Genomic DNA, 12,704 nt, shown 5'->3' on the forward strand with positions numbered 1-12,704 from the left:
AGGTGAGATTTAAATGAATCTAGTAAAAAAAGGTGCTGCTCTATTAATGGTAGCAACAATGGCATTATCTAGTGTCGCTTGTTCAAATAGTAAAACAGAGGGAAAACCTGAAGCACAGGCAAAAGTAGCACCAGTTGAAAAAAATGGTGATAAAACAGTAATTCGCTTCTGGCATGCGATGGGTGGAAAAACACAAGGAGTACTAGAGGGTCTTGTTGCAGACTATAATAAGTCGCAAAATAAATACGAGATAAAGGCAGAGTTCCAAGGGACATATGAAGAGTCTTTAACGAAATTTAGAACGATGTCTGCAACGAAAGAAGCGCCAGCTCTTGTTCAATCGAGTGAAATTACAACGAAATATATGATTGATAGCAAAAAAATCACACCAATTGATAGCTGGATAAAAAAAGATAAGTACGATACGTCAAAATTAGAAAAAGCAATTACAAATTATTATTCAGTTGATGGAAAAATGTATTCTATGCCATTTAATTCATCTACGCCAGTATTAATTTATAATAAAGATGCTTTCGCAAAGGCGGGCTTAGATCCAGAGAAAGCTCCAAAAACATATGCGGAATTACAAGAAGCAGCGAAAAAGTTAACGATTAAAGAAGGCGGAAATGTAAAACAATATGGATTCTCCATGCTTAACTATGGTTGGTTCTTTGAAGAGTTGTTAGCGACACAAGGTGCTTTATATGTAAATAACGAAAACGGCCGTAAAGATGCTGCAAAGAAGGCGGTATTTAACGGTAAAGAAGGACAGAAAGTATTTGGAATGTTAGATGATTTAAATAAAGCTGGCGCACTTGGAAAGTATGGAGCAAGTTGGGATGATATTCGTGCTGCGTTCCAGTCTGGACAAGTTGCTATGTATTTAGATTCTTCAGCAGGTGTTCGTGATTTAATTGATGCATCTAAGTTTAATGTAGGTGTTTCATATATTCCATATCCAGAGGATTCGAAACAAAATGGTGTTGTCATTGGAGGCGCATCATTATGGATGACGAATATGGTTTCAGAAGAAACGCAACAAGGTGCTTGGGACTTTATGAAATATTTAACGAAGCCAGACGTACAAGCGAAATGGCATACGGCAACAGGCTATTTCTCAATTAATCCAGATGCATATAATGAGCCGTTAGTAAAAGAGCAATATGAAAAATATCCACAGTTGAAAGTAACAGTAGATCAACTGCAAGCGACGAAGCAATCTCCAGCAACACAAGGTGCTTTAATTAGTGTATTCCCAGAATCACGAGATGCAGTTGTAAAAGCATTGGAAGCAATGTATGACGGAAAGAATAGTAAAGAGGCGTTAGATGAAGCTGCCAAAGCAACAGATAGAGCAATTAGCATTTCAGCTCGTACGAGTCAAAAATAAGAGAAAGCCGTATCCTTAAAAGGGATACGGCTTTCTTTATAGGGAGATAAGGGATCAAAGAAATGATGAAGTCTTATCTCTTTTATATGAGTAAAGGGTCTAGAGTGAATGTTGTCCTTTTCATTATTTATTCAACTCCATTGCGACTTGTTTACCATTTACGAAAACCTCTACTATCGCTACTACAACTTCCATTACTTTTTTCATCTCTCATCTCTCCTTGTTTTTTGTTTCATTTCTTACTCTCAGTATAAGGAGATACAGTAATTACAACTATCGAATTGGATGACAAGAGACTTACATTGTTGTAAGGATAATAGTTTAGTTTGTAATAAAGTGAAACTTTAATCAATGGGGCTTTTCTTCATCCCCCAATGATTATTAGCCCTCACCAATCGGGCTTTTACGGGCAGCCCTACCCCCACCTAACTTCTTTGCTTCTGCTGAATTTTGAGGTGGGGGTCTTACTGCCCGTTAATGCGAGATAAATTTAATTCAAGGTTAAGATTCGGAATTTTCCGTTGTTTTGAACTATAATTAGAAAGAGGGGGGATAATATGAAAAGAATTCTTGTTATTAGTGATATTCATGGAGAAATAGAAAAGTTCGAACAGTTGTTGAAAGAAGCTCAATATGATGCGAAACAGGATCAATTAATCTTACTGGGAGATTATGTAGATCGTGGTCCAAATGCGCGTGCTGTAATTGAAAAGGTAAAAGAATTGAAAGAAGAGGGAGCTCTCATTTTAAAAGGAAATCATGAAGATATGATGATTAAGGCGTTAACGACAAATGAGGAACGTTCATGGAACCATTGGGTAAAAAGAAATGGTGGAGATAAGACATTATATAGTTATGGATTTCTAGAAGAAGATATTGTGGTTAATGAGAAAGACTTCCAAAAACCGATTTTACAATCTTCTGTATTAGAGGAACATATAAAGTTTATTCAAGAATTAGATCATTACATTGAAACAGAAGAGTATATATTTGTACATGCTGGGGTTGAGCCGATGAAACGAGTTTCTGAATCTGAACCATATACGTTAATGTGGATCCGTAATGAATTTCATAATGGATATAGCGGTGAAAAGGTTGTTGTATTTGGGCATACGGAAACAAAAACGCTTCATAGTAGTGAGGATTGCGGAGTGTATTTTGGTAGTAATCGTATTATTGGAATTGATGGCGGGGCTGTGTATGGTGGTCAGCTAAATTGTTTGGAGTTGCCAAGTAAAAAGGTATATGTAATAAAAAATTGAAAGAGATAAGAGGAATCTTATTTCTTTCAATTTTTTATTAAGGTAAATTTAAGACAAAGTTTTTATAATAAAATTTCAAAATTTTAGAAGGAAATAGTTGAAAATGAAATTACGTAATATAACTACATTCTTTTGTTATGAAGAGAAGAAATGTAATAATAAATAGAATTGAACTATTTGATGGAAGGTGAGAGCATGCGCTTACTTGTAGTAGAAGATAATACTTCGTTATTAGAGTCTATCGTACAAATTTTGTGTGATGAATTTGAAGTAGATACGGCAATAAATGGAGAAGATGGATTGTTTTTAGCGCTTCAAAATATATATGATGCAATTTTGTTGGATGTGATGATGCCAGGGATGGACGGATTTGAAGTGATTCAAAAAATACGTGATGAAAAGATTGAAACACCAGTCCTGTTTTTGACAGCGAGAGATTCTTTAGAAGATCGGGTGAAGGGATTGGACTTTGGTGGAGATGACTATATCGTTAAGCCATTTCAGGCCCCTGAATTAAAAGCGAGAATTCGCGCTTTACTACGCAGAAGTGGTAGTTTAACAACGCAGCAAACGATTCGCTATAAAGGGATTGAATTGTTCGGAAAAGATAAAGACGTTCAAGTAGATGGACAAGGTATTAAGTTGACATTGAAACAATATGAGCTACTAGAGTATCTCATTCAAAATAGCGGGAAGATTTTAATGCGTGAACAAATTTTTGATCGTGTTTGGGGATTTGATTCAGATACGACAGTAGCAATTGTAGAAGTGTATGTGCATCATTTACGTAAAAAATTAGAGCCATTCGGTTATCAGAAAGATATTCAAACCGTTCGAGGTATTGGATATATATTAAAAGAACAATGAGAAAAGGAAGTATGTTTCAAAAGACACGCATTCGTTTGACTATAGTGAATTCATTAGTATTTATCCTATTAATAGGTATATTAGGCAGTATTATTTATTCATACACATATAAGCGTATTTATAATGAAGTGGATCAATCTATAAAAATGATGGCTCAGTATAGAGAAAAATTAGATGTTAAAATACCACCAAGAAAACGCATAGAGAATATCCAGATTGGAGATCCGCGAGTAACTAGAATAACTTGGAATGGGAAAATAGTGAAAATAGAGGGCGATAACCGTAAATTCCGTTCTATTTTTGAAGAGAATTTGGAAAAGTTTTCTCCAAAAAAATTAGGGGAGTTACAAGATATTGAAGTACAAGGACGATATTTTAGAGCATTTTCGCTTCAAAAAGATGGAGAAATAGTTCAAATCGTGCGAGATATAACAGCGGAAGAAAGAATGTTAAATACTTTATTTTTAATCCTCGTTATAGGTTGTAGCATAGGAAGCCTCTGTGCGATAGGTATCGGCTTTTTCCTAGCTGGCAGAGCACTTGTACCTATTCAAAATTCATGGGAGAAACAGCAGCAATTCGTTTCTGATGCATCACATGAACTAAGGACACCGCTTGCAGTTATTCAATCAAAAACGGATGTGTTATTCCAATCACCATCCGCTACGATAGAAGAAAAAGCGATGGATATTTCTACAATTTCAAAAGAATGTAGGCGGTTATCGAAACTCGTTAGTAATTTATTATTGCTAGCACGTTCTGATTCTAATCAAATTGAGATGGATAAGAAAACATTTGAACTTGATAAATTGTTAGAAGAAATAGTAGCTCCATATAAAGAGATTGCTTCTTATCAGGAAAAAGAAATGATACTAAAAGTAGAACGTGGTGTATCTTTTATGGGGGATAGAGAGCGGATTCATCAAATGATGGTCATACTGTTAGATAATGCGATGAAGTATACAAACGAAGGTGGGCATATTCAAATAGATTGTACGCAAACGAGTAGTTCAATTCGTATACAGGTGAAGGATGACGGGATAGGAGTGAAAGAAGAAGATATTCCGAAATTATTTGATCGTTTTTATCAAGGGGATAAAGCAAGAAGTACGTCAGAAGGAGCTGGATTAGGTCTTTCAATCGCAAATTGGATTGTAGAAAAGCATTATGGAAAAATATCAGTAGAGAGCAGATGGGGAAATGGCACTTGTTTTGAAGTGATTTTTCCTAAAAATCAAAAAATATAAGTAAGAAGACGATCTTGTTTTTACAAGGTCGTCTTTTTTTTAAGGGAAAGTTAAGAAACTATTTATATTATGTATGGCATAAAGAACGTTCGTTACATGAAGAAGAGACTAGGTGTATGTGAGTGGATTTTATCAATCATAATGTTATCTCAAGCAGCGATGAGATGTATGTATAGTATTAAAAAAATTATGGGAATGCTGAAAAAGAAAGTGTAAGAGGGAGGAATTAATTTTGAAAAAGAAAATGATGACGGTATTCACTATTGGAGTAATGAGTTTAAGCATATTAGGGGGTGCCTCTCCTTCTGAAACACAAAAAGGAAAGACAGATTACACGCAGCGCAGTAAAGAACAATTGAACAATGGTAAGATACATGCAGTGCATACAGAAGAAAAAGCAGAGGAACTAGGTATTGAAACGGAAGGAAAAGAACAAATTACATTAGAAAAAGAAATTCATGAAACAGAAGTAGGAAGGGAAGCAGAGCAGTTAGGTATTTCGATTGAAGGAAAAGATGTTGGGATGCTGTCAGAAGAAATCTATGAAACAAAAGTAAAGCAAGAAGCGTTAAAGCTAGGTATATCTATAGAGAATACATCAATTGTAGATTTAATTACTCAAATTAATACGATTAAAATTAAAGATGAAGCAGATAAATTAGGCATTTCTACAGATGGAAAAGAAATTGAAGACATCGCGGAAGAAATCTACGGAACGAAAGTAAGAGAAGAAGCAGGAAAGTTAGACATTTCTCAAAAAGGAAAAGAAATTGAAGAGTTAGCACAAGAAGTGTACGAACAAAAAGTACAGGAAGAAGCAAAAAAATATCATATTGATTTGTACGGTAAAGATATATATCAAATATTAAAAGAAATTAATGAACAAAAGGTGCTACAAATGGCAGATGAGCTTAATATGGATAAAATGAATATGAATATTCAAGAGTTAGCGGAAAAGATAAAAAAAGATCAGCCTGAAAAAGGAAAAGAACTAAATTTTGTACCGATGATTAGAACGGATGCTGACGCATTTTATTCTTATTTAACGAATTAATAAGGGCGTGAAAGTGATAAGAAAATTGAAGTGGTATATATGTACAGCTTTACTAGGTGCAGCAATATGGAGTGTATATACAAATGGAATTCCAAAGTATGTAGAGAAGTTTACATTCTCAAATATACAAAGAGGAAAAGAAACGGAGTTTAGTAATAACGATGAAAAAGTCATCTTATCAAATGTTCCATTAATTCAGCAGTTACCAGAATTGGATAGAGGCTGTGAAGTGACAAGTTTAGCAATGATGTTACAATACGCTGGTGTTTCAGTGGATAAGATGACATTAGCAAATGAAATAAAAAAAGTTGATTTTATAGACGATGGTGTGCGCGGGAATCCGAATGAAGGATTTGTAGGTAATATTTATACATTCTCTGAATCAGGATATGGTGTATATCATGGGCCACTTTTTCAGTTAGCAGAAAAATATTTACCTAATAAAGCTGTAGACTTAACTGGGAAGAATATAGAAGAGATTTATAAGAGTGTAAAAGCAGGGAAACCGGTAGTCATGATTACGAATGCAACATTTGCACCATTAGATGAAGATGAATTTACTACATGGGAAACAAATAGTGGAGATGTTTCTATTACGTATAATGAACATTGTATTGTACTTATTGGTTATGATCAGGAATCTGTATATATTCGAGATCCACTTGAGGATAGCTTAGATGTAAAAGTACCGAGAGAAAGCTTTGAACAGGCATGGGTGCAAATGGGGAGTCAGGCAATTAGTTATGTAAAGAGCTCCAAATAAATTAGGATGAAGAGTTTTAGTAAGATGACTATAAGGCGAAGGATAGAGATTGAAGATTATAAGAGAAATTTTTTAGAGTAGAAGCTGTTGAGAAATAAGAGAACTTTAGTATATATAATGCTAAAGTTCTCTTATTTTATGATTAAAATCCTTATTAAGGAGTGAATATGGAAAAATGCATAATTGACGAAAAAATTACATGTTATCATTATATATTGTTTTATGTATGTTAATTGTATAAAATGACACAAGTATCCACATTACATAAAGGAGGCTTATTATGCAAAAAATATTTAACTGGGTTAAATGTATGAGTATCAAGAAAAAATTAATCATTTCATTTTTTATTATTTTAACTATACCAGGAATTATTATCGGTGGTGTTTCATATCAAACTGCCAAAACAAATTTTGAACATCAAATGACAGATAAAGCAAAGGAGAATATTTCAGTTTTAAATACTGTTATTTCTCAAAATATAGAAGAGAAATTTGTTGATGCGACGTATTTTGCAGACATCTTAACAGAGGATACATATCCAAATGGACAAGAAGAGATAGTGAGAACGAAGTTAGCACAATATATAAAGCTTCATCCAGAAGTAGAAGGTATTTATATTGGAACGCAGACGGGAAAGTTTATAAGAGAACCATTTATCCAAATGGCTGATGGGTATAATCCAACAGATAGATCTTGGTATAAAGAAGCACATGAAAATAAAGGGAAAGTAATTGTTACTGCACCATATCAATCAGCATCTACAAAAAATATGGTAGTGACCATTGCGAAAGAAGTAAAAGATGGTAAAGGTGTTATAGGAATTAACTTAAATTTAGATAACATCTTAAAAATTTCCAAAATGATTAACATTGGTGAAAAAGGTTATGCAGTTATTTTAGATCAAAATAAGCAAATTGTTAGTCATCCATCTAGAAAACCAGGTGCGAAAGTTACTGATCCTTGGGTTAAACCAATTTATGAAGATAAACAAGGAAATGTGTCTTATACAGAACAAGATGATAAAAAGAATTTAATCTTTGCAACAAATGAAAAAAACGGCTGGAAAGTAGTTGGAGTTATGTTCGATGAAGAAATTACCCAAGCTGCCAGTCCAGTGTTTTATAAGACTTTAATTGTTATTGCTATCGCTATTGCATTTGGTAGTGTATTAATTTATTTCATTACAAGGTCTATTACAGGGCCATTACGAAAAATAGCTGAATCAGCATATAAAATTAGTAAGGGAGATTTAACAGAGAAAATTACAATCCATTCTAAGGATGACATAGGGAAATTAGGGACTTCATTTAATGAAATGTCTACGTCTTTACAAGATGTTATTACCCAAATTAGCTTTTCAGCAGAACATGTCGCGGCATCGGCTGAGGAGTTAACAGCGAGCGTACAGCAAGCAAATGATGCGACAGATCAAATTACAATTGCAATGGAACAAGTATCAGGTGGGGCTGAATCACAAAGTCAAGGTGTTGAAGAAGGTGCGGCTACATTACAACAAGTAAATACAGCAATTCAAGATGTAACCGGAAGCGCAGAGTCAATTTCTATTTCCTCATTACATGCGAGAGAAAGAGCTGAAGAGGGAGAAGATTTAGTTGAACAAACTGCAAAACAAATGCAGTCTATTTCTAGGTCGGTATCCGAGTCAGATGCTATTATTAAACTTCTTGATGAGAAATCAAAGCAAGTAGGAGCTATTTCTGAAGCAATTCAAAACATAGCTACTCAAACGAACTTATTAGCTTTAAATGCGGCTATTGAAGCAGCAAGAGCAGGTGAACAGGGTCGAGGATTTGCTATTGTAGCAGATGAGGTTAGAAAATTAGCAGAGCAATCAGGAGAGTCATCTGGAGAGATTGCAAATTTAATTGCAGAAATTAAGGCGGATATTGAACATACTGTTAAGGCAATGGATAATGTGAATGGAGAAGTTCAACAAGGCCTTGATGTTGTAACAAAAACGAAAGTAAGTTTTACGGAAATTTTAAGTTCTACTACACATATTGTTTCTCAAGTTAATCAAATGGTAGAAACAACGAAGAGAATTGCTGGAGATGCAAATGAAGTGACAAATGCTATTGATGAAATTGCAGCGGCTGCAGAAGAAAATACAGCTAGTATGCAAAGTGTTGCGGCTTCAACAGAAGAACAGGTTAATTCAATGGAGGAAATTAGTTCAGCTTCGCAAAACTTAGCTGGGATGGCCGAAGAACTACAAGCGATGACTAGTAAATTTAAAGTATAATAACAGCAGATAAGTAAGGTGAAAATAATATCACCTTACTTATTTTTCTATTCAGCAATTAGGGGAGTCATTAACGGGATGAAAAAAAGAAAAAGACTATGGAATTTGTGGAAAACGATTACATTGTTAGTTTGTACAGTTGTAATTTTTTCTTTACTTGTGACAGATATATTAATTAGTCATAATGTAGAACGGGCGACGGAGGATAGCCAAGCAGAGAAAGCAAAAACAATTGCACACATTGTGGCGAATGATTCAATTGTAATCAATGGCTTGGTTGGGAAAGCGGATACTCCTGCAATCCAAACGTATACAAATAGGATATTAAAAAACACAGGTGTTCAATTTATTGTAGTTATGGACATGGATGGAATAAGAAAATCTCATCCAGATCCTCAAAAAATAGGTCGTCATTTCATTGGTGGGGACGAAGGGCCTGCATTGAAAGGAAAAGAACATGTATCGTTAGCAGAAGGAACTTTAGGTATTTCCATGCGAGTGTTTGTACCAATATTTTCTGAAACAGGTGAACAACTTGGAGCAGTGGCCGTTGGTATTTCAGCAGATAATGTAAAAGAGAGAGTTAAGGAAAGTAGACATATCATTTATATTGGTGTCGGAGTTGGAGTATTAGTCGGAATTATAGGAGCAATATTGCTAGCTAGACATATCAAGAAAAGTTTATTCGGTCTTGAGCCGCACAGGATAGCAAAAATTCTTGAAGAAAGAAATACGATGCTACAATCTGTAAAGGAGGGGATCATTGCTGTAGATAAAGAGGCTAGAGTAACGTTAATTAATAATGAAGCAAAACGTCTATTTAAAAAAAGTGGACTTGAAGAAAATTTTATCGGTAAAGATGTTGAGTTGTATATGCCAAATTCACGTATAAAAGAAGTATTGCAAACGGGAGAAGTACAATTAAACGAAGAACAAAATATTTATGGAATTACGATTGTGACGAATCGAGTTCCTTTATATGTAAAAGGAGAAATAGTGGGTGCAATTGCAACATTTCGTGATAAAACAGAGATTAGAAAACTAGCAGAGGAACTAACTGGTATTAGACTATATGCAGAAGCATTACGGGCACAATCTCATGAGTTTATGAATAAGATGCATGTCGTATTAGGGCTTACACATATGAAACAGTATGAAGAATTACAGAAGTATATAAGCGGTATGGTATCAGAGCATCAATATGAAATTGGTGGAGTTATGAAAAGAATAAAAAGTCCAGTATTTGCTGGTTTTTTACTAGGTAAGCTCAGCTATGCTAGAGAGAAAAATATAAAATTAATTATAAGTGAAGATTCTTATATGCCGGAAATAGATGATGAAAGTATTACTCATGAACTTATTACGATTGTCGGAAATTTAATTGATAATGCATTAGAAGCAGTGACGAATTGTGAAAAGAAGCAAGTTGAAATTGAGATACAACATGGGGATATATTAACTATTACAGTACAAGATACGGGAAAAGGTATACAAGAAAAAGAAATAGAGGAATTATTTACGAAAGGTTATTCCACAAAGGGAGATAACCGGGGTTATGGTTTGTATCTTGTAAAAGAAAGTATACAGCGAATAAATGGGGAAATTCATATGCATTCATTAGTAGGAAAGGGAACAACGATAACAATTGAAATACCTAAAGGTAGGGATGAGAGGCAAATATGATTAAAGTTTTAATTGTAGAAGATGACCCGATGGTAGCAATGTTAAATACGCACTATTTAGAGCAAGTAGGAGGGTTTGAACTTGTTCAAGCAGCTAACTCAGTAAAGTCGGCGATAGAAGTATTAGAGACATCACGAGTGGATTTAGTATTACTTGATATTTTTATGCCTGAAGAGACTGGGTTTGAGCTTTTAATGTATATCCGGAACCAAGAAAAAGAAATCGATATAATGATGATTTCAGCTGTACATGATATGGGGAGTATTAAAAAAGCATTACAATATGGAGTTGTAGATTATTTAATTAAACCATTTACATTTGAACGATTTAAAGAGGCATTAACTATATATCGAGAAAAATTTACTTTCATGAAAGAACAACAAAAAATTAGTCAATCGGAATTAGATTCGTTAATTTTACAAAAAGAAAAAAGAGAGCCTACTGTCACTAAAGAGCTTCCGAAAGGGTTAACGAAGCAAACGTTGCAATTAATTTGGCAGAAGATCGAGTCGCTGAATGGAAGAGTGTTTACAACAGATGAAATGGCACAATTAGTTGGAATTTCAAGAGTTTCTATTCGAAAATATGTAATGTTTTTGACTGACATTGGGGTGTTAGAAAACGAAATGATGTACCAACATGTGGGAAGACCTGTAAGTAAATTAAGATGTGTTGATCAAAAGAAAATAGAGTTTTACGTATAAGCGACTTAGTATAAGTCGCTTATACTTTTTTTAATTACAAAATCAATTACAAAACTTACAAAAACTATTTTTACTATTGAAAGCGTTTTAATATTGTTATTAAGAAAACGAGGGGGTGCCATATGGGAATTCAAAAGAATGTGGAAGCGGTATCATTTTCTGAAGGAAATGAAGTACAAAGAGAATCTTTCGCTTCTAAAATTATGAATGTAAAAATCGGTGTTATACCTTTACCGTTATATGTAGTATTGGCTGCTATTATTTATGGGGCATCTGTATATAATAAATTGCCAGCAGATATGATTGGTGGATTTGCAGTTATTATGATCATGGGGATTTTCTTAGGCGATATTGGGATGAGAATTCCAATTTTAAAAAATATCGGCGGTCCAGCAATACTTTCGTTATTTATTCCATCATTACTTGTATTTTTTAACTGGATGAATCCAGCTTCAATGGAAGCTGCGACAATGTTAATGAAAAAATCGAACTTTTTATATCTATATATTTCTTGTTTAGTAGTCGGAAGTATTTTAGGAATGAACCGTAAAGTGTTAGTACAAGGTTTCGTTCGTATGTTTATTCCTTTAGTAGTAGGGACGTTAGCTTCTGTAGCAGTAGGATTATTGGTCGGTTCACTATTTGGATTTGAAATGAAGCAGACATTCTTCTTTATCATCGTACCAATTGTGAGTGGTGGTATCGGGGAAGGAATTTTACCATTGTCGCTAGCTTATAGTGACATTTTAAATGAATCATCAGCAACATTTGTATCGCAGCTTATTCCAGCAGCTATTATTGGAAATATGTTCGCAATCGTGAGTGCAGGGTATATGAAGCGTTTAGGTGAGAAGAAACCAGAGCTTAGTGGTAACGGTGTATTAGTGAAAACAGACAATCAAGCAGAATTATTAAAAGAACAAAATACAGAGAAGCCAATTGACTTCTCATTAATGGGAGCAGGTTTATTAATTGCGTGCACGTTCTTCATCTTCGGAGGATTTGCTTCTAAGTTCATCGGTATTCCTGGGGCAATCATTATGATTTTCTCAGCAGCACTTGTGAAATACTTTAAATTAATGCCAGCGAAAATGGAGCAAGGAGCATTCCATTTATATAAATTTATTTCAAAAAATTTAACTTGGCCTTTAATGGTTGGATTAGGATTGCTATATATTCCGTTAAAAGACGTAGCAGCAGTTCTTTCAGTAGGATATGTTGTTGTGTGTGCATCGGTTGTTCTTACAATGGTAGCATCAGGTTTTCTTGTAGGGAAAGTGATGAAAATGTATCCAGTTGAATCAGCGATTGTAACTGGATGTCATAGCGGTTTAGGTGGAACTGGAGATGTCGCTATTTTATCGGCTTCAAATCGTATGGAATTAATGCCGTTCGCGCAAATTTCTACTCGTTTAGGCGGGGCAGCAATGGTTGTAACAGCGACAATATTATTAAAGATGTTTTCATGATT

General features: G+C 34.4%; 10 protein-coding genes and 1 pseudogene. All 11 read left to right on the plus strand.

Going from position 1 to position 12,704, the window contains the following annotated elements; genetic code table 11:
* Window positions 1–13: 13 nt before the first annotated feature.
* The 11 genes and pseudogenes from BCG9842_RS02780 (at window position 14) to BCG9842_RS02825 (ending at window position 12,702) form a co-directional block, all read left to right on the plus strand.
* Window positions 14–1,390 (plus strand): ABC transporter substrate-binding protein, encoded by a 1,377-nt coding sequence (locus BCG9842_RS02780; RefSeq protein WP_001055010.1) that lies wholly within the window; start codon window positions 14–16, stop codon window positions 1,388–1,390.
* A 557-nt stretch (window positions 1,391–1,947) separates the two neighbouring features.
* Entirely contained in the window at window positions 1,948–2,652 is a 705-nt protein-coding gene (locus tag BCG9842_RS02785) for a metallophosphoesterase family protein (protein ID WP_000821983.1), read from the plus strand.
* 195 nt (window positions 2,653–2,847) lie between these two features.
* Complete coding sequence (locus tag BCG9842_RS02790) at window positions 2,848–3,519, plus strand: response regulator transcription factor (RefSeq protein ID WP_001238635.1); 672 nt, start codon at window positions 2,848–2,850, stop codon at window positions 3,517–3,519.
* Window positions 3,516–4,766, plus strand: a complete 1,251-nt coding sequence (locus BCG9842_RS02795; RefSeq protein ID WP_012614732.1) for a sensor histidine kinase — start codon at window positions 3,516–3,518, stop codon at window positions 4,764–4,766. The genes BCG9842_RS02790 and BCG9842_RS02795 overlap by 4 nt, the downstream gene beginning before the upstream one ends.
* Window positions 4,767–4,998: 232 nt before the next feature.
* Entirely contained in the window at window positions 4,999–5,820 is an 822-nt protein-coding gene (locus BCG9842_RS02800) for a hypothetical protein (RefSeq protein ID WP_000728579.1), read from the plus strand.
* Between the two features lie 7 nt (window positions 5,821–5,827).
* On the plus strand, window positions 5,828–6,583 hold the full coding sequence (locus tag BCG9842_RS02805; RefSeq protein ID WP_003255893.1) for a C39 family peptidase: 756 nt from the start codon (window positions 5,828–5,830) through the stop codon (window positions 6,581–6,583).
* Window positions 6,584–7,004: 421 nt separating this feature from the next.
* Window positions 7,005–7,907: pseudogene (locus tag BCG9842_RS32095) on the plus strand (HAMP domain-containing protein); the annotation flags it as partial.
* A gap of 120 nt (window positions 7,908–8,027) precedes the next feature.
* The gene (locus tag BCG9842_RS32100) at window positions 8,028–8,846 is read left to right on the plus strand and encodes a methyl-accepting chemotaxis protein (protein WP_434166820.1); all 819 of its coding nucleotides are present in this window, start codon (window positions 8,028–8,030) and stop codon (window positions 8,844–8,846) included.
* 78 nt (window positions 8,847–8,924) lie between these two features.
* Window positions 8,925–10,529 carry a sensor histidine kinase gene (locus BCG9842_RS02815; protein WP_000746398.1) on the plus strand — a complete coding sequence of 535 codons (1,605 nt, stop codon included), beginning with the start codon at window positions 8,925–8,927 and terminating at the stop codon, window positions 10,527–10,529.
* Complete coding sequence (locus tag BCG9842_RS02820) at window positions 10,526–11,233, plus strand: response regulator (RefSeq protein WP_000598656.1); 708 nt, start codon at window positions 10,526–10,528, stop codon at window positions 11,231–11,233. Before BCG9842_RS02815 ends, BCG9842_RS02820 begins: the two co-directional genes overlap by 4 nt.
* 122 nt (window positions 11,234–11,355) lie before the next feature.
* On the plus strand, window positions 11,356–12,702 hold the full coding sequence (locus BCG9842_RS02825) for a 2-hydroxycarboxylate transporter family protein (protein WP_000512725.1): 1,347 nt from the start codon (window positions 11,356–11,358) through the stop codon (window positions 12,700–12,702).
* The last annotated feature ends 2 nt before the right edge of the window (window positions 12,703–12,704 follow it).

The sequence above is a fragment of the Bacillus cereus G9842 genome, from assembly GCF_000021305.1.
Classification (GTDB): domain Bacteria; phylum Bacillota; class Bacilli; order Bacillales; family Bacillaceae_G; genus Bacillus_A; species Bacillus_A thuringiensis_S.